The organism is Streptomyces sp. NPDC002676, assembly GCF_053592455.1.
Genome location: NZ_JBSFVT010000047.1, coordinates 1 through 16,311, shown reverse-complemented (window position 1 = coordinate 16,311; position 16,311 = coordinate 1). Strand labels below are relative to the sequence as shown.

The following is a 16,311-nucleotide window of genomic DNA, read 5'->3' as shown; positions in this document are numbered from 1 at the left end:
TTGCCCACGAATCATTTTCGGGCGACTTCGTGTATGGCTCGAAGGAGCCTGACTGTCACTCAGAGTGGCCGCATCACAGAAGTTGAGCCAGAGCCCCTTCTCGCGTACAGAGCCACGTGTGCGGCGTGCTGATCCGGGCGGACTGCGTTGGATGTCGGGCTGAGACCGGCGTACGGCATGATGGGCCGGTGGACTTCGAGTCGTACCGGGGCGAGCTGCTCGCGTTCTGTTACCGGATGCTGGGTTCGTTCCACGAGGCCGAGGATGTGGTTCAGGAGACGCTGTTGCGTGCCTGGAAGGCCCGGGATCGGTATGACCCGGCGCGCGCGTCGGTGCGGACCTGGTTGTACCGGATCGCAACGAATGCATGCCTGACTGCGCTGGAGGGGCACGGCCGGCGCCCGCTGCCGTCCGGGTTGGGTACGCCGAGCGACGATCCTGAGGCCGTGCTGACGCCGGCGCTCGATGTCCCCTGGCTGGAGCCGTTTCCTGATGCGCGGTCGGATGTCCAGGCGCGGGTTGATCTGCGCCTGGCGTGGGTGGCGGCGGTGCAGGTGCTTCCGGCCCGGCAGCGCGCCGTCCTGGTGCTGCGGGAGGTGCTGGGGTTCACCGCGGCCGAGGTCGCCGAGCAGCTGGGGACCACTGTGGTGGCGGTCAACAGCGCACTGCAGCGCGCCCGTGCCGCCCTCGCGGGCGCGGGCGGTCCCGATGCGGTGCGTGAGCCGGACGATCCCGGGGTGCGGGCGGTGGTGCAGCGGTATGTGCGGGCGTTCGAGGCCGCCGACGTGCCCGCACTGGTGCAGTTGCTGGCCGAGGACGCGATCCTGGAGATGCCGCCAGTCCCGCTGTGGTACCGCGGCCGCGCCGACTACGGTCGGTTCCTGGAGCGCGTCTTCCGGACGCGCGGCACCGGCTGGGCCGTACGGGAACTCACAGCGAACGGGCAGCCGGCGCTGGCGGCGTACGCGCCACAGCCCGGCGGGGGGCACCGGCTGCACACCCTCCAGGTGCTCACCGTCACCGGCGGCCTGGTGGCGCACAACGTCGTCTTCGCCGATCCGGGCGTCTTCGACGTCTTCGAGCTGCCGCGGCACATTCCTGCCGGGGATTTCGCGTCGGAGCGATGAGTCGGGCGGGGGCCGCCGGTATGTACCGGTGAGCACTCGACCTGAGCGAGAGGAACATCGCTGTGAGCATCATCGTGATCGGGTTCGTCACCTTGGACGGGGTCATGTCCGACCCCACCGGTTCGGAGGGGACGCCGCTGGGCGGCTGGGCGCTGCGGCACGGCCGCGAAGCCATCGACGGAGACAAATTCCGTCTCGACCGCACGCTGGACGACGGCGTGCTGCTGTTCGGGCGCACGACCTGGCAGATCTTCTCGCGGCTGTGGCCCGGACGTGAAGGCCCGTTTGCCGCACGCATGAACGCCGCCCGGAAACTGGTCGCTTCCCGCACGCTGAGCGGCACGGACAACGCGGCGTGGGCGAACTCGCGCATTCTGGAAGGCGACGTCATCGACGCCGTCAAGCACGAACCGCGCGATGTGGTCGTCATCGGCAGCCTCAGCATCGGGCGCCAGTTGATGGCCGAGGACCTGATCGACGAGTACCGGCTTCTGACGTTTCCCACCGTCCTCGGCACCGGCGACCGGCTCTTCCCCGCGGGAGGCCCGCACGCGATGCTGGAGTGCCTGTCGGCGGAACAGGTCGGCCCCGCCGTCCTCACCCGCCACCGGAGGGCCGCCGCATGACCGCCGGACTCCCTCCCACGAGCAGCGTGAGCACTCCGAGAACCGGTCACACCAGCCCTATGATCTGCGACTTCAAGTTGGCGGAGGCTCCGTCCCCGGTGCGCACCACGATGGACAGGCGCACCGGGCGCGCACCGGCCGGTGCGGGGTGCGCATCAACGGCCTGACCCACTCCGACCGCCTCCAGCTGACGGAGGACGTCGGTGATGTCCTCGTGGTCCTCGGTGAGGATCTGCACGGCGAAGTCGATGACGGCGCGGGCGATGGCCTCCGCCGCGTGCCAGGGCTGCTCCTCGCCTCACGCGGTGCGTAGTTCAACGCAGTGGTGAGCTTCGAAGAACGGCGATGTGGGCGGGCTGCGGAATCTGCTGGCCGCCGCCGTGCGGCTGGTCGGAAACAACGGCGGCAAGGCCCCGAACCTGGCCAGTGCAGCGCGTCTACTACGTTGTCACGGGTCGACTTCGGGGCCAGTCCTATGCCGGGCTGCCTCAGGTGGTGATGGTGAGGATCGCCGAGCCGGTGAGCTGGTGCGCCGCGTTCTCGGCGTACAGCCGGAAGTAGCTCGTCCGGCCCGCAGCCCGGTGGAACGTGAACGAGTTGCCGGTCAGCAGCGGCCCCGACAGCCGGACGAAGCACGGCCCGTCGGCGGTCGAGGGCCCGCTGCAGGACCCCTCGCGATAGCCGGTCGTCACTGTGTCGGCCGGGTCCTTCGGGTCCCAGCTGACGGTCACCTGCTCGGTGGCCGTGTCATAGCTGTACGTCAGGCCGGTCGGCGCCGGTGCCGGCGCGGTTTGGGTGATACCGGTGGGCGCTGCAACCGCCGGGACGGTGGCCGCTCCTCCCGCTGCCGCCAGCGCGATGGCCACCGCCGCTGCGCGGCAGGCGATCCGTACGCGGTCTCGCATGTCCCCTCCAGGATGTTGATCGATTTGAACTGCGGAAGGGTACGATCTCGGCCCGCTGCCTGGATGGCGGACAGCGGGCGGTGGGATGGCGAACGGCTGAAGTCTTGCCGGGGTGTGCCGGGACGCGGCCGTGTTTCCCCGGTCCGATCCCTCCGGCGCAGCGCGTGCGCATCCACATCTTCCTCGCGTGAGCATCCAGGCCCCTGACGAGACCGAACTCGCCCACGCAGACGGCGCCGATCAGACCCCACCCACCACGACACACCGATCAAGATCAATGTGTGGGGATCAGCAGAGCAAGTCTGGCCGACCCCAAAGCACCAGGTGGCCAATTTCATCGGCCATCCACTGCTCAGGGGTGACCCCACACCTGCTCACGATTCCCCAACTGCGGAATGAGATCGTCCTGTGGGACAGGGGTCCTGTTTGCTCCTAGGCCGACGATCAGAGCTGGCTCGCGATCCGTCGGCCGAGCTGTTCGAGGAATTCCTGCAAGCTGCCTGCGACGACCTCAAAGTCGTCAAGCCAGGAAGCCGTGGTGGACTTCCAGACTCGTCCGCTGTCCCCGATCGCGAACAGACGGCCCCCGCCGTCGCTGGCGAAGACCAGTGCGATCGATTCGCCGTCGATCGGAGCGGGGCCGTACTCGCGGAAGTGTTCCGCCGCCGTCGTGGGTGAGTGGATGAAGTACCCGCTGTCGACGTCGGGCAGGGGAGCCTCGCTGATCACCCCGTAGAGCGTGGTCAGGTCGGAGGGGATCGGCGTCAGGTCCACGAGTGCGTCCGTGGCCTGGTGGCTGTCGTCGGTTGCGAGCATCACGGCGTTGTGGCCGGGTGGGAAGCCGTGCGTCGGGAGGAAGGACTGCATCAGCTTCGTCAGCGCCGCATCGGCCTGCTCCCACCAGGACCGGACCCACTCCGCGTCGAGCCGCTCATCTGGCACATTCCCCTCCTCGTATCCCGATAGCCAGCCAGCACCAGGGCCGGGGCTGTCATGGGGCGTGTCCGATGGGTCAGTGAGCCTGGCGTGCCTGGTCAGTTGACTGCACTGACTCGTTGACCGGTTCCACTCGGCGAAGGCTGATCAGGGGCAGCAGTCGCGTGCCCGACGGCGAAGGCGGCTACCGGCCCTTCGTGGTGGCCCCGCCACGACCATGTAAGTCCCAGGAGCCGGTGTGCCCGCGCACCCTCGTGAACCATGGGGCCGGGTGCCGCGTCATCCTGGTACGCGGCCCGTGCCGGGTGGCGCTGGGCGAGGGAGAGCAGGGAGACAGATGACGGCACGTGACGTGTTCTGTGTCGTGTGGGCGAGCCTGGCGTGCCTGTGGGGCGGTGTGCGGGAGGCGCGGCTGCGTCGGTACGGCGTCCACGCCGGGGCCGGTCACCGCTCCTCGCGGTGACCGGCCAGAACATCCTGGCGAAGAGCGCGCATCTCGCGTCGATCGATGTCGACGGGCCTGAGGCAGTTACTCCTCCAGACGATGCGCTGCTCAGCGCTGAAGGGCGGACTGTGCGGGTTGGGTCGGGCGGTCAGCGGGCGGGCACTTCGAACCCGAGGGCGGTCAGGGCCTCTTCGGCGGCCTGCTGGTCCTGCTCGTAGCTGCCGCCGGAGATTCCGAGGCCTCCGACGCACTGTCCGTTGTCGATGATCGGGTAGCCGCCGCCGACTGCCATCAGGCGCGGGTGGCCGGCCAGTGGCGCGATCCGCGGATTGGCGAGGTAGTCGTTCCATGCATGGGTGGGGGTGTGGAAGGAGGCTGCGGTCCAGGCCTTGTCGACGGCGACCTCGGTGGTGAGGAAGGGCGCGTCGTCGGCGCGGTCGAACGCCTTGAGGTGCCCGCCCGGGTCGGTGACGGCGACAGCCGCCGTGAAACCGATCCGGGCGGCGGCGGCGTGCACCTCTGCGATCAGTGCGCCTGCGGCGGTCTGGGTGATCGAGGAGGCGGGGGAGGACTTTGCGGGTGTGTCGGTGCTCATGAGTAGTTCCTTTGTTGCTGCGCTGTGCGGGTGGCGCCGTTCCGGGCGCAGTGGTGGGGCCGGGTCACCGCAGTGATGAGCCGGGGGTGGGGACCACGCGGGTGACGACGGTCTTCTCGGGGATCAGCAGGCCGTGGACGACCGGGCCGATCTCGTTCTTCCAGCGGTCGTGTTCGTAAACGGCCGCGTACAGAGCCTGGCTCTGGGCCTCGTCCTCGAACCGGCGGATCCACACGTAGCCGTCCTCGTCCTCGTCATCGACGAAGGAGCCGGTCACGTCCATACCCAGTGAGGCCTGGAACGGGATGACCACGTCCTCCATGTAGCGCACCCACTCCTCGCGGCGTCCGGGCTGCGCCTGGTAGCGGCGGATCTCGTAGTACACGGTGCTGCTCCAAAGGTGCATGCCGGGGTGGTCAGTTGGTGACGGTGAGGACGAGCTTGCCGCGAGTGCGGCCCGCTTCGCCGCGGGCGTGGGCCGTGCCGGCCTGCTCCAGCGGGAAGGTCTCCTCCACCGCGACGGCGACCTGGCCGGCATCGATCAGGTCGGCGATCGTCGTCAGCGCCGCGCCGTCCGGCTCGACCAGGAACGCAGTGACACGCACGCCGGCCGCCTCGGCGGCCTGGGCCAGTTCCGGGGAGACGCCGGCCGGGATCGCGACCAGAAGGCCGCCCGGGCGCAGGACCTTCAGCGAGCGGGTGCCGGTCTGGTCATGGGCATCGCCCACCAGGTCGATGACGACATCGACGTCGGCGACAGCGTCTTCGAAGCGGGTGGTGGTGTAGTCGATGGTCTCCTCCGCGCCGAGCTCCTTGAGCCAGGGGTGACGGGCGCTGCTGGCGGTGGCGATCACATGGGCGCCCAGATGCCGGGCGAACTGGACGGCGAAGTGGCCGACCCCGCCTGCGGCGGCGGTGACCAGGACGCGCTGGCCGGCCTGCAGGTGCGCGGTGTCGACCACGGCCTGCCAGGCGGTCAGCGCCGCCAGCGGCACGGCGGCGGCGTGCACGTGGTCGAGAGTGGCGGGCTTGCGGGCGAACTGCCGGGCCGGGGCGGTCACGTACTCGGCGTAGGCGTTCGCGACGCGCGGGAACCACGGCATGCCGTAGACCTCGTCGCCGGCCTTCAGAGTGGTCACGCCGAAGCCGACCTCCTCCACCACCCCGGACACGTCCCAGCCGAGGGTGAACGGCGGCTCACCCAGCAGGCCGGCCATGCCGGTGCCGCCGCGGGTCTTCCAGTCCACCGGGTTGATCCCGGCCGCGTGCACCCGCACCAGTACCTCGGTGGGCAGCGGCGCCGGGCGCGGCACCTGCTGGATCCGCAGCACCTCCGGTCCGCCGAAACCGTCCTGAACCACCGCGCGCATCATGTCTGCGGACATGCGTCATCTCCTGAAAAGGCACTCTGCAGAAGGCCCTCGGCGGGCCCCCGTTGACGTCGACGACGCTATCCCCGGGGGTATAGTTACCTTCAAGGTCCAGTACTTCCCGTTGGGAAGTGACCTGGTGAGGAGAGTGAGCGTGACGACCACCTGCCCCAGCGGCCAGCACGCGCACCACGACGTCTACGCCGCCCAGTGCCCCTGCCGCGCCCTGCTCGACCTGCTCGCCAACAAGTGGTCCGCGCTGGCCATCGGCGCCCTGGAGGACGGGCCCCAGCGCTTCGGAGAGCTCCAGCGCAGGCTCCAGGGCGTCAGCCCCAAGGTGCTCACCCAGACGCTCCGCCGCCTGGAGGACTCCGGCATCCTCGACCGCACCATCTACCCCGCCGTCCCCCTGCACGTCGAGTACGCCCTCACCCCCCTCGGCAAGAGCGCCGCGATCCCGCTCAACGTGCTCCGCACCTGGGTCGAGGAGAACATCGACCACGCCTTCCGGCCGGAGCCGACGGCGCCGTAACGGGGCCAACAGGCCTGTACCCCGGTACGCGCGACACCGTGCGGCACCCAGACCGGTCCTCCCGCGACGCCAACTGGGACTGATCGTTCTCAAGTTCACGGTCGGCAACACCACCCGGACCGGCCCGGGGTCCCGGCCGGGAGCCCACATTCCCACGAACTCCCACGGCGGGCTGAGCACCAAGGTCCACCTGGCCGCAGGCGGCCGCGCAGGGCCTCTCGCTCTCACCGTCACCGCAGGCCAGGCAGGTGACGCATCCGCCTTCGAGACGGTGATGTCCCGCCTCCGCGTGCCCCGCAGGGGCCCGGGCAGGCCCCGGACCCGGCCCCTGGCCGTTCTCGCCGACCGCGCGTACTCCTCACGCGCCGTCCGCAGCCACCTGCGGCGCCGGGGCATCCGTGCGGTCATCTCACAGCCATCCGACCAAGTCGGCCACCGCCTGCGGCGAGGCCGATTCGGCGGCCGTCCGCGCAAGGCCCAGGAAGCCGACGACGTCGACACCACCTTGCCCGAGCCGGAACCGCCGCAGCGGCGGCGGGAGCCGACGGTGACCTTCCTGACCGCGCGGCGGCTGGCTCATTTGCCGCCCGACACCCGGCCGCTTCCCTCACCGGCCCCCTACGAACCAGCTCCTCAGCCGCCGCACCACCACTGCCAGCAAGGGAGAGCAGATGCCATGAACGCCACCAGCCGCCGCCGGATGAGCGAGCAGGCGGCCGAAACCGCCGTGGTCGGCGCCTGCCGGATGCTCCGGCTGCCCACCATCCGCGCGAAGTTCCCGGACCTGGCCGAGCAGGCCGCCCGCGAGCAGATGTCCTATCTCGCCTTTCTCGCCGAACTGCTGCTCGCAGAGTGCGACGACCGGGCCCGGCGCCGCTCCGAGCGCCGGATCAAGGCCGCAGCTTTCCCGAGGCAGAAGTCGCTGCGGGAGTTCGACTTCGACGCCAACCCCAACATCGACGCCGCCGTCGTCCACACCCTCGCGACTTGCGCGTGGGTGAAGAAGGGACAGCCGCTCTGCCTGATCGGCGACTCCGGCACCGGCAAGTCCCACCTGCTGATCGCCCTGGGCACTGAGGCCGCAATGGCAGGTTTCCGGGCGAAGTACACCCTAGCGGCGAAGCTCGTCAACGAGCTGGTCGAGGCCGCGGACGAGAAGCAGCTGACCAAGACGATCGCCAGCTACGGCCGTGTCGATCTTTTGTGCATCGACGAACTCGGACACTTGGAGCTCGACAAGCACGGCGCCGAACTGCTGTTCCAGGTTCTGACCGAGCGGGAGGAGAAGAACAGCGTCGCCATCGCCTCCAATGAAGCCTTCGGCGCGTGGACCAACACCTTCACCGACCCCCGGCTCTCACGGCCATCGTCGACCGGCTCACTTTCAACGGCACGATCATCGAGACCGGCACAGACTCCTACCGCCTCGCTGAGACCCGGGCCAAGACAGAACGCACCGCCACACGCTGAACAGGAGTCATCACATGCTGCTCCCGTCCCCTGGAAGGAATCGACACGATGCTGGAGTGCTTCCCCTCGATGGTGCGCTCCCACCCGAGCGGGATCGATGATCGAGTCGTCGACCCAGATGAACGGGCGTTCTGCCGCAGCTTGGACGAGGGCTCGGGTCTTCCAGGTCAACGCGCCGACCTCACACTCCTCTGCGTCGCCGAGCTCATGAGTCTGCTCGCGCTAGGCGACGCCCGACGGTTGCGGTGGTCAGGCCGTGTTGGAGCGGGTCGAGGTGATCACGACGGATGTGTAGGGCATGGTGGCGTGTCCGCCGATCTTGTCAATCGCGGTTCCGGCGCTGTCCAGGACCTCGGCCATTTTGTCTGCGGGGAGTTGGGTGAGGCCGCCGAAGGTGGGGAGTTGGTCGAGCCACTCTTCTCGGGAGTAGGTGCGCTCCCAGGTGAAGCGCCACTGTTCCGGCTCGCTGAAGGTGCCGGTCTGCCGGATCCCGTCGGCGATTTTCGCGAACAGTGGTTGGTATGCGTCCACGGCCGAGCCTCTCAGCAGGCCGGGGTTGAACGGGGAATCGGGGGCGACCTGTTGGAGCGCTTCGGCGAGGGCGTCGATCACTTCGGGCGGGAGCTGGGGGACGTGGTGGAAGGGGGCGAGTCGGCCGCCGGGCCGGAGCACCTGGGCCGCCTTGGCCGCGCCGGCGACGGGGTCCACCCAGTGCCAGGCGGTGCCGGCGATGACCGCATCGAACTGCCGCCCGGCCGGCTGCCAGTCCTCGAACCTGGCGACCTCGACCTCGACACGGCTGCGGCGCGCAAAGGCGGCCATCCGCTTGTCGGGCTCGACACCGAGCACCGTGCAGCCGGCCGCCTGGAATTGCCGGGCCTCGATACCGGTCCCGGCTCCGACGTCGAGGACGTGCCGACCGGGGCTTGCCGCGACGATTCTGTCCACCAGGGCCTGGGGATATGGCGGTCGGGCACGGTCGTAGCGTTCGGCGTCCACGCCGAACGACTCGGCCGTCTGCCGGTGGCGGTGGGGCTCGGGACCGGACTTGTCCGGCTGTCCCTGCGATAAAGTGGGCATGCGCCCACACTAATGGGCGGTTGCCCACTTGTTAAGGCGGGCCGGCGCGGAAAGGGAGACAATGCCGTCAGGGGTGCACATCCACAACGTGCGCGGCCAGTTGTTCGAAGCCGCCGAGCGCGTCCTGCTCCGGGACGGGCCCGACGCGTTGACCAGCCGGGCGGTCACGGAGGAGGCGAACTGCGCCAAGGGCGTGCTGCACCGGCACTTCACCGACTTCGACGCTTTCCTGGCGGAACTGGTCCTCGCCCGCGTCCGCGGCATCGAGGAACGAACCACGGCCCTGCGTGCCGCCGCTGGCACCGGGGGCGTGGTGGACAACCTCGCCGACGCCCTGCAGGACCTGTTCGGGCCGGTCACGGTGGCAATCGTCGCGCTCATCACCTTCCGCGACGGCCTCCGCGTCCGGCTGCGTGAGGCCGGTCTGACCGGCATCCCACTGGCCATGCAAGGCACCGCCATGATCGCCGCCTATCTCACTGCCGAGCGGGAGTTGGGGCGCCTGGCCGGTGACGCCGACATCGACACACTCGCCCCCACCCTCGTCGGGGCCGGACACCTGCTGTTCGCCGACCGGGCAAGCGCCCCGCCGCAGACCGCCGCCGTCCGCAAGATGGTGACCATCGTCATCGCCAGCGCCTTGCGACCACCCCAGCCGCGACCTGAGCGCCTCGGTCGCACGTCGCCCCCGTCCGCCCCTGCCCGGGTCAGGTAGACCTCCACAGCGAGTTCTCCGCAGGCCAAGCGCCAGATACCTGGGGAGGCCCACTGAGCAGGTATGGCTTCGGCCCGAGCAAGGGGCGGCCGTTTTTCAAGGAACGTTCTCACCGGGCCCCGCAACGGCTCAACTGCTCGGCAGCGTTGCTGAAGCGCACCGACATTTCTGCAGCCGATCAGGATCGAGCGTTCACGGAACTCGCCGTCAGGCGTTGCCGCTTCCCACCGACACAATCACCGCTCCCACTGGGAATCCGTCAGATCACCCCTATGTCCCACAATCCCATCAACGACTCACCTGATCGACAGGACACTGAGTCGGCCTGCAGGACGAAGAACAGGAAGCACAGGAAGCGCGGCTTGGCCGCGACGACTTCGAGGAACAGCTCGCGGGCGGCTGGATCAGGCTCTGGCTCGCTGATGACCGTTATCCGGAAACCGGCCCTGGTGAAAGCATCGATGAGGTTGATGGCAAAGGTATGGTCGGCAGACGCGATCAGCCGACCGCCGGGCCTGAGTATGCGGCGCAGCTCGGCCAGCGCCGGCCCCCAGTTCTCCACGTAGTGCAGCACCAAGGACGCGACTACATCGTCGAACGTGTCATCAGAGTAAGGAAGTGGGCCGCAAAGGTCCGCCACCTTCAGATCCGCACCGTCGCCGAGCCAGCTCCAGCATCCCGGCATTCGCGTCGAAGCCGCTCACGATGGCGCCACGGTTGCGCAGCGCCGCGAACAGGGGCCGGAACCGCAGCCGGCGTCAAGGATCCGCCGGCCGGCCATGTCTCCGGCGAGAGCCAGCATCGCGGGCCGCTCGGTCAGGGAGTGTTCTGCGAAGCGACAGCCCGATCGCAGACGAGTTGCATGAGCTCCTGGGCCCGCTCCAGGAAGTCGAGCCTGTAGGGGCCGTCGCCGATCGGGCCGTAGGTCATGTCGATGAAGACCGCTCCCACCCGGGCTCGCATCTCGACGTGATCGCCGTTCGAGTCGCTTGTGCCGTCAGTGATGGTGTACCTGGTCGCGAAGCTCTCATCACCACACTTCGGCATCGAGATACGCGTCTCTTCCGGATCGCTGGTTTCGGCACCCTTCAACACCTCCGCGTACCCATCGATCACCGTTCGGACGTCTCGGCACGCGGTCACGCGATAGGTCACCATGAGGTTGCCCGAGTTCTTTTCCGGGTTCTCATAGTTCGCGGTTCCCGCGTTACACCCTTTCTCCCCTTCGACGGGGAACCCGTTGCGCACACTGAAGACTGCCCAGCCTGACGGCATGTCCTCCAGTCCAGGCACCACGTCCTTCGTCTCCGCCACAGTCAGCGCACGAGGTGTAGTGGCCCTCTCCTCGCTGCCGCTGCCGCTGCCGCTGCCCGGCGCTGGGCCATCGTTCTTGCCGGCTGTCGCGGATGTGGAGCCATGGCCGCTTTCCGGAGAGTCCTCAGAACTCAGGATCCGGCTCCCGCCGTACACGGCGAGGACGATCACAGCGAGGACCACCAGCACGGCCAGCATGAGCGCCACCATGCCGGCCGCTGACGTCGGCTTCCTGAAGTTGATCGTCCCGCTGCCGACCAGGATCGGGTTGTCGCCGCGCATCCGGCTGCGGTCGATGACCACACCGCCGGCAGCATGCGGTGCACTCAGGTGAACCGTCAGCGCGTGTTGCAGCCGGGGATCGGTCTCGATCTCCTCGGCGAGAACCGCCGATGCCCCGGCCTGCGCCTCGGGGGACGCCCCGGTCTCCTCAAGATCCGCCAGTGCGGCCCGACCGCGATCCGACGCCCCCAGCCGGTCTCGTACGACCTGCGCGACAGCGGCCCCAGCCTGCTCGCCCACTGCGGTTGCTGTCCCCGTGATCACAGCCGCCAGGACCCCGACAGCAGCCGCGGCGAGTTCACCCGCTCCCATGACACCCCCGAATCACACGGACACCAGGCAACCACCTTTGTTACCGCAGCATGCCAGCGAGACACCGGAATCCATCCAACTCCTCGCTGATGGCTGAAAGTTCGCGCCGCTGGTCCGTGAGTGGTGCGGGTGGCTGAGGGTAGGATTGCCCGCGTCCTCCCGATGCTCGGGCGCTGGGCCACCCGCCCCGGGGCTCCCACGGCATATCCGTGGGCGTTCCGTACGCGGTGCTGCGCACCACCGTGGACTGCAAGGACTGCGGAAGCGAGATCCCGGTGCGCGACCCCGGCCCGGAGGCGCCGTCCGAGCGCCAGCCATCGAATTCGCACTCGCCCTCGCGGTCCGCGACGCCCGCTGCCTGCCCTCACCCCTCCGCGATCACGCTCCGAGCACGAAGAAGCCCCTGCTCATCGAGCAGGGACTCCCTTTGCAGCAACACTCAGATGAGCAGGGAGCGGGCGCAGGTCGGCCCGTACCCGGCCAGACGAGACAGCTCGTCGGTGAGGGGTCGCCCGCACTCCCGGCACGACGAGGACGGGCCCCCGCCGGTCGGCTGGCACGACGGGGACAGCGATGGGCCCCGGTCGGTCGGCCGGCCATCATCGCGGGCGGAGGAGAGCAGGGAGGTGACGGCGACCGTCGCGACGGCGGTGACGATCGGCACGACGTGCGGGCGGGCGGCCATGGCGGCCTTCACAGCCTGCTCGCGGACGCGAGTGGCGGCCGTCGCCGCGGTGGCCCGGATGCGGGCTGCGCGGCCCTGCTCGCCGCCGTCGGTCGGGGCGGTGCGGGGCGTCAACGGCTGGTGCGGGGAGGCGTCATCCATGGTGTGGTCCTTCGTGGTCTGACGGTTGGTCAAAGCCATTGTGCAGGCGCCCCGCACGCGTTGTGCGGGGCGCCCGGAACGGTCGAAGCCGCGGTCGAAGCCCCCCTAGGACCGGGAGTTCGGCGGTGGCGCTGCAGAGGGAGCAGAGCCGGACGCCCGGACGCCCGGCTGCCTCGAGGGCGCGTTCCCAGCTGAGCGGGAGCGCGTCCTTCGGGGCCTCCGCGCAGTCGACGGCGTGGACGATGCCGTGGCTCGGGCCGCGGCCGGTGCCGACCTGACCCAGCCGGGACGGGCAGCGCGGGCCGAGGACCTCGGCGACCACGGAGGGCGGCGGGACTGGCGTCGTCGGGACCGAGCTGTAGTCGACGCCTTCAACCGGCCGAACCATCGCCGGCGCCTCCACCCAGAGCCTGTACTCCGCCGCCTCGACGCCACCTGTCTCGGGGTTGCGGTAGGACGCGGCCATGACCTCATAGAAGCGGGGCGGAGAGCCACCGGCTCCCGATCTTCGCTTCTGGTGACAGAAAGAGTGCTGAATGAACGCATGTGACGAGTCGAATGCCTTGTTGGTGACAACCAGACTGCCTCGACTGTTCCACTTCGCCAGCTCACTCGGCTCCACCGGTCACAACTCCTGAGCTTCGGCTCAACTTGGCCGGCTGAGAACCGACGCCACCGACGCCGGGTGAGGCAGCCGGGGACCGTCAGTGGCTGGTGACAGGATCACCGGCATGGCTTTCGTACGTACTACTCCGCCGCGGCCTGTGGACGTGACCGTGGTCTTTCCTGAGCTGGCTTCGTTGGCGCGTCCTGCGATTCGGCTGCATCCTCGTGCCGGGTCACCTTCGGTCAGGGAGAGCTCGGTCGGGGGGCCGTTGCTGTGGCCGGTGACGGAGCCGTGGCCGCACTGCGAAGGCTCGCACCTGGACAGTGGGTTCCGCCAGCCGCCGGCAGAAGTGCGGCTCGAGAGGCGCGTGCGGGCCCGGCTGCACCGTGATCCCGATGGTCCCGCGTTCACGCCCGAGGAGGAGGCGATCAAGGGCCGCAACGCCGCGATGCTCAGGGAGCGACTCGACGCCGGCCCTCCGTGGCCCGCGGAGTGCCCAGTCCCCATGTTGCCCGTGGCCCAGCTGTATCTGCGCGACATACCCCTGTTGCGGCCGCCCGGCCAGGCCGATCTGCTCCAGGTTCTCTGGTGCCCCTACGACCACGATCCGGATTACAAGCCGTCGACCGCACTGTTCTGGCGGTCCGCCGCCGCGGTCGTCGACATCGTCGCCACACCGCCAGAACCGTATGAGGCGGACTACCCGGGCTATGTGCCGGAGCCGTGTCTGCTGGCACCAGAAGCAATCACCGAATACCCCAACAGCCTCGATCTGAGCCCGGAGATGCGGCAGGTGCTGGGGGACTGGAACAGATGGCAGGCAGCTGACGTCGGTGTGGACAGCTCGTACGCGGACTATCCGAGGGAGTTCTATGACAGTGAGCTGGCTGACGCTCCCGGCTGGAAGGTTGGCGGCTGGCCCCCGTGGGGCCGCACTGACCCGTATCCCCGATTCTGCGCTGTCTGCGACGTCCAGATGGTCCCGCTGCTGACCGTCGCCTCCTTCGAATGGGACGGCGGTACGCGCGGCTGGGCGCCATACGAAGATCAAGCCGCCGCGTTTGCCGCCAGTCATGTCGCTGGCCAGGACCCCGCGCAGCCGACCGCGGTCGAAGTCGGCAGCGCTGACAATCTCCAGCTCTACGTCTGCCCGGTATCTCCGGAGCATCCGCACACCGACCTGATCCAATGAGCTGTCGGACCTGTCACACACCCTCCGTAGGGAGCTGGGCGGCTTCGGAAAGCTCCATGTGCGTCACGGCAAGGGCGCCCGCGGATCGGGCCCGCGTGAGCGGATGGTGCCGCCGATCAATGGCGCCGACCGCACGCTGCGGTGGTTCACGAGGACGTCTGGGGCCAGTTCGACGACGACCACACCCGTCCCGGTGCCCCGCTGTGCCCCTCCGAGCGCAAGAACTCCGACGGTTCCTCGCGCCGGGTCGGCGACGACGCGTTGCTCGACGGCCTGGCGGCCGCAGCGAAGACCCATTTGCCCGGCTGGGTCGACAAGCTCACGCCACACGTCCTGCGGCACTTTTGCGCATCCGAGCTCTACCTCGGGGGCCTTGATCTGCTCGCGATTCAGGAGGTCCTCGGGCACTCCTGGATTGCCACGACGATGCGGTACATCCAGGTCCAGCAGACCCGGGTCGAGGACGCCTGGGTGGCCGGGCAGCAGCGGGCCGCGAAGCGGCTGGGAGGACCTGGACGTGATCTGCGTCGTGCTCGGCTGCGAGATGGGCGACCTGCTGATTCCCGAGCCCGGGAAGGCCAGGCGCCCACGCGCGGAGGCGGGTTACGACGCTTCCGACCTCCTTCCCCCGGCACTCGATGAACTGGGCCTCACCTTCTACGCGGTTGGCAGCGTTGCCGGGCAGGAAGCCGCCGCACGAGCACTTGCCGCCCGGATGCTGGCCGGCGAGCTGACTCCACGCGAGCTGGCCTTCCAGATCCACCAGCACTTCGGGCACAAGCTGCCTCTGGCCGAGCGTCTCGCCGGACTGGACGACGAGTACGACATCCTCGAATACGGCGTCAGGACAGCGGCACAGCTCGACGCCGATGTCACGGACGAAGCCCTTCGACTCGCTCAGCATCCTCGTGTTCCAGCCGAACCCACGGATGCATCGGCCTACTGACCTTTCCAGTCAGTTGTCGGGGGTGACAGTGTGAGATCCCCTGCGGTACGCCGTGGCCATGAGATATGCGCAGGGCGGTGGTCTCACTCCGCAGGGCCAGGCCGCGCGGGAGCGGGTGCGCATGCTGGCCGCGGATGGCTTTGTCCGGGGCGAGAAGAACACGGTGATCGCGAAAGAACTGCGGGTCAGCGTCCGGTCGGTGGAGCGGTGGCGCCGGTCCTGGCGGGAGGGAGGACGACAGGCACTGCGTCCTTCGGGCCCGGCCAAGCGACCCAAGGTCGACGACCATGACTTCGCTGTACTCGAGCCGCTACTGCTGGCAGGGGCGATGGCTCAGGGCTGGGCTGATGAGCGGTGGACACTCGCGCGGGTACGGTTGCTGATCGCCGACCAGCTGGATGTGTCGCTGTCGATCCGCGGAGTGTGGGAGTTGCTCCGGCGGCACGGCTGGTCCTGTCAGCAGCCCACGCGGCAGGCCATCGAGCGGGACGATGCTGCGGTGGCCGGCTGGCTGAAGGAGACCTGGCCGCGGGCAAAGCCACCGCGGCGGCGCTCGGGGCATGGCTGGTGTTTGAGGACGAAGCCGCCGTCTCGATGACGTCGCACTGCGCACGCACCTGGGCACCACGAGGCGGCACACCTGTCGTGCGGTTCAACGGCGCCTCCCGAGGCCGCATCTCGATGGCTGCCGTGGGCTGCTTCAAGTCCGGCGAACGCAGCCGGCTGATCTACCGCCCCCGCATCCAGGGCCATCACCAGGGCGCTCACCGAGGGTTCACCTGGCAGGACTACCGCGACCTTCTCGTCCGGGCTCACCTGCAACTCGGCGGCCCCATCGTGGTCGTCTGGGACAACCTCAATGTTCATCGCTGCAGTCGATTGCGCCAGTACGCAGCTGATCACGACTGGCTCACCATCGTCCAGCTGCCCTCCTATGCACCCGACCTAATTCGGTGTTAAGAGGCGGTCCCGACGGGCCTACCAGTCCCGGGACTGTTCGAGTACAGGGCATGCAGCGCAGGCTCTCATTC

Annotated in this window: 22 protein-coding genes and 3 pseudogenes; 12 read left to right on the top strand and 13 right to left on the bottom strand. The window is 68.9% G+C overall.

Going from position 1 to position 16,311, the window contains the following annotated elements:
* Positions 1–131: 131 nt before the first annotated feature.
* A complete protein-coding gene (locus tag ACWD3E_RS42550; protein WP_451392829.1) occupies positions 132–1,127 on the top strand; it encodes a sigma-70 family RNA polymerase sigma factor in 996 nt (331 codons plus the stop codon).
* Between the two features lie 62 nt (positions 1,128–1,189).
* On the top strand, positions 1,190–1,753 hold the full coding sequence (locus tag ACWD3E_RS42545) for a dihydrofolate reductase family protein (protein WP_451392826.1): 564 nt from the start codon (positions 1,190–1,192) through the stop codon (positions 1,751–1,753).
* A gap of 46 nt (positions 1,754–1,799) precedes the next feature.
* Here the strand turns inward: ACWD3E_RS42545 and ACWD3E_RS42540 are convergent, their stop codons facing one another.
* From ACWD3E_RS42540 to ACWD3E_RS42530, 3 genes are all read right to left on the bottom strand, one after another.
* Positions 1,800–1,991, bottom strand: coding sequence for a hypothetical protein (locus tag ACWD3E_RS42540; RefSeq protein WP_451392825.1), 192 nt, complete (start codon positions 1,989–1,991; stop codon positions 1,800–1,802).
* 250 nt (positions 1,992–2,241) lie between these two features.
* The gene (locus ACWD3E_RS42535; RefSeq protein WP_451392824.1) at positions 2,242–2,658 is read right to left on the bottom strand and encodes a hypothetical protein; all 417 of its coding nucleotides are present in this window, start codon (positions 2,656–2,658) and stop codon (positions 2,242–2,244) included.
* A gap of 444 nt (positions 2,659–3,102) precedes the next feature.
* Entirely contained in the window at positions 3,103–3,600 is a 498-nt protein-coding gene (locus tag ACWD3E_RS42530; protein WP_451392823.1) for a hypothetical protein, read from the bottom strand.
* Between the two features lie 331 nt (positions 3,601–3,931).
* Between ACWD3E_RS42530 and ACWD3E_RS42525 the strand changes: the two genes are divergently transcribed.
* Positions 3,932–4,057 carry a hypothetical protein gene (locus tag ACWD3E_RS42525; protein ID WP_451392822.1) on the top strand — a complete coding sequence of 42 codons (126 nt, stop codon included), beginning with the start codon at positions 3,932–3,934 and terminating at the stop codon, positions 4,055–4,057.
* Positions 4,058–4,187: 130 nt separating this feature from the next.
* Here ACWD3E_RS42525 and ACWD3E_RS42520 read toward each other — a convergent pair whose 3' ends face one another.
* From ACWD3E_RS42520 to ACWD3E_RS42510, 3 genes are all read right to left on the bottom strand, one after another.
* Entirely contained in the window at positions 4,188–4,634 is a 447-nt protein-coding gene (locus tag ACWD3E_RS42520; protein ID WP_451392821.1) for a GlcG/HbpS family heme-binding protein, read from the bottom strand.
* Positions 4,635–4,698: 64 nt separating this feature from the next.
* Positions 4,699–5,040: an NIPSNAP family protein gene (locus tag ACWD3E_RS42515; protein ID WP_451392820.1), complete on the bottom strand. Its 342-nt coding sequence runs from the start codon at positions 5,038–5,040 to the stop codon at positions 4,699–4,701.
* A gap of 10 nt (positions 5,041–5,050) precedes the next feature.
* Positions 5,051–6,019 carry an NADP-dependent oxidoreductase gene (locus ACWD3E_RS42510; RefSeq protein WP_451392819.1) on the bottom strand — a complete coding sequence of 323 codons (969 nt, stop codon included), beginning with the start codon at positions 6,017–6,019 and terminating at the stop codon, positions 5,051–5,053.
* A gap of 139 nt (positions 6,020–6,158) precedes the next feature.
* Between ACWD3E_RS42510 and ACWD3E_RS42505 the strand changes: the two genes are divergently transcribed.
* Positions 6,159–6,536 carry a winged helix-turn-helix transcriptional regulator gene (locus tag ACWD3E_RS42505; RefSeq protein WP_451392818.1) on the top strand — a complete coding sequence of 126 codons (378 nt, stop codon included), beginning with the start codon at positions 6,159–6,161 and terminating at the stop codon, positions 6,534–6,536.
* 73 nt (positions 6,537–6,609) lie between these two features.
* A pseudogene (locus tag ACWD3E_RS42500) lies at positions 6,610–7,011 on the top strand (transposase); the annotation flags it as partial.
* Here the strand turns inward: ACWD3E_RS42500 and ACWD3E_RS42495 are convergent.
* Positions 6,946–7,116 (bottom strand): hypothetical protein, encoded by a 171-nt coding sequence (locus ACWD3E_RS42495; RefSeq protein ID WP_451392817.1) that lies wholly within the window; start codon positions 7,114–7,116, stop codon positions 6,946–6,948. The pseudogene ACWD3E_RS42500 and the gene ACWD3E_RS42495 overlap by 66 nt on opposite strands.
* A gap of 96 nt (positions 7,117–7,212) precedes the next feature.
* Here ACWD3E_RS42495 and istB point away from each other — a divergent pair.
* Positions 7,213–8,006, top strand: a pseudogene (gene istB, locus ACWD3E_RS42490) (IS21-like element helper ATPase IstB).
* A gap of 249 nt (positions 8,007–8,255) precedes the next feature.
* On the opposite strand, the gene ACWD3E_RS42485 reads toward istB, so the two are convergent.
* Entirely contained in the window at positions 8,256–9,086 is an 831-nt protein-coding gene (locus ACWD3E_RS42485) for a class I SAM-dependent methyltransferase (RefSeq protein WP_451392816.1), read from the bottom strand.
* Between the two features lie 73 nt (positions 9,087–9,159).
* On the opposite strand from ACWD3E_RS42485, the gene ACWD3E_RS42480 reads away from it, so the two are divergent.
* Entirely contained in the window at positions 9,160–9,801 is a 642-nt protein-coding gene (locus ACWD3E_RS42480) for a TetR/AcrR family transcriptional regulator (protein ID WP_451392815.1), read from the top strand.
* Positions 9,802–10,060: 259 nt separating this feature from the next.
* Here ACWD3E_RS42480 and ACWD3E_RS42475 read toward each other — a convergent pair.
* From ACWD3E_RS42475 to ACWD3E_RS42460, 4 genes and pseudogenes are all read right to left on the bottom strand, one after another.
* Positions 10,061–10,615, bottom strand: a pseudogene (locus ACWD3E_RS42475) (class I SAM-dependent methyltransferase); the annotation flags it as partial.
* Between the two features lie 2 nt (positions 10,616–10,617).
* Positions 10,618–11,637, bottom strand: coding sequence for a hypothetical protein (locus ACWD3E_RS42470; RefSeq protein ID WP_451392814.1), 1,020 nt, complete (start codon positions 11,635–11,637; stop codon positions 10,618–10,620).
* Between the two features lie 511 nt (positions 11,638–12,148).
* Positions 12,149–12,535, bottom strand: a complete 387-nt coding sequence (locus ACWD3E_RS42465; protein ID WP_451392813.1) for a DUF6011 domain-containing protein — start codon at positions 12,533–12,535, stop codon at positions 12,149–12,151.
* Entirely contained in the window at positions 12,528–12,923 is a 396-nt protein-coding gene (locus ACWD3E_RS42460; RefSeq protein ID WP_451392828.1) for a DUF6233 domain-containing protein, read from the bottom strand. The genes ACWD3E_RS42465 and ACWD3E_RS42460 overlap by 8 nt, the downstream gene beginning before the upstream one ends.
* A 343-nt stretch (positions 12,924–13,266) precedes the next feature.
* Between ACWD3E_RS42460 and ACWD3E_RS42455 the strand changes: the two genes are divergently transcribed.
* On the top strand, positions 13,267–14,334 hold the full coding sequence (locus ACWD3E_RS42455; protein ID WP_451392812.1) for a hypothetical protein: 1,068 nt from the start codon (positions 13,267–13,269) through the stop codon (positions 14,332–14,334).
* 63 nt (positions 14,335–14,397) lie between these two features.
* Here ACWD3E_RS42455 and ACWD3E_RS42450 read toward each other — a convergent pair whose 3' ends face one another.
* Positions 14,398–14,742 (bottom strand): hypothetical protein, encoded by a 345-nt coding sequence (locus tag ACWD3E_RS42450; protein WP_451392830.1) that lies wholly within the window; start codon positions 14,740–14,742, stop codon positions 14,398–14,400.
* Here ACWD3E_RS42450 and ACWD3E_RS42445 point away from each other — a divergent pair.
* Genes ACWD3E_RS42445 through ACWD3E_RS42430 form a run of 4 tightly spaced genes read left to right on the top strand, consistent with a single transcriptional unit; the run spans position 14,632 to position 16,240 of the window.
* The gene (locus tag ACWD3E_RS42445; RefSeq protein WP_451392827.1) at positions 14,632–14,976 is read left to right on the top strand and encodes a tyrosine-type recombinase/integrase; all 345 of its coding nucleotides are present in this window, start codon (positions 14,632–14,634) and stop codon (positions 14,974–14,976) included. The two genes, ACWD3E_RS42450 and ACWD3E_RS42445, sit on opposite strands and share 111 nt — an antisense overlap.
* A complete protein-coding gene (locus ACWD3E_RS42440; protein ID WP_451392811.1) occupies positions 14,879–15,280 on the top strand; it encodes a hypothetical protein in 402 nt (133 codons plus the stop codon). Before ACWD3E_RS42445 ends, ACWD3E_RS42440 begins: the two co-directional genes overlap by 98 nt.
* A gap of 58 nt (positions 15,281–15,338) precedes the next feature.
* Complete coding sequence (locus ACWD3E_RS42435) at positions 15,339–15,878, top strand: winged helix-turn-helix domain-containing protein (RefSeq protein WP_451392810.1); 540 nt, start codon at positions 15,339–15,341, stop codon at positions 15,876–15,878.
* Positions 15,875–16,240, top strand: coding sequence for a transposase (locus ACWD3E_RS42430; RefSeq protein ID WP_451392809.1), 366 nt, complete (start codon positions 15,875–15,877; stop codon positions 16,238–16,240). The genes ACWD3E_RS42435 and ACWD3E_RS42430 overlap by 4 nt, the downstream gene beginning before the upstream one ends.
* The last annotated feature ends 71 nt before the right edge of the window (positions 16,241–16,311 follow it).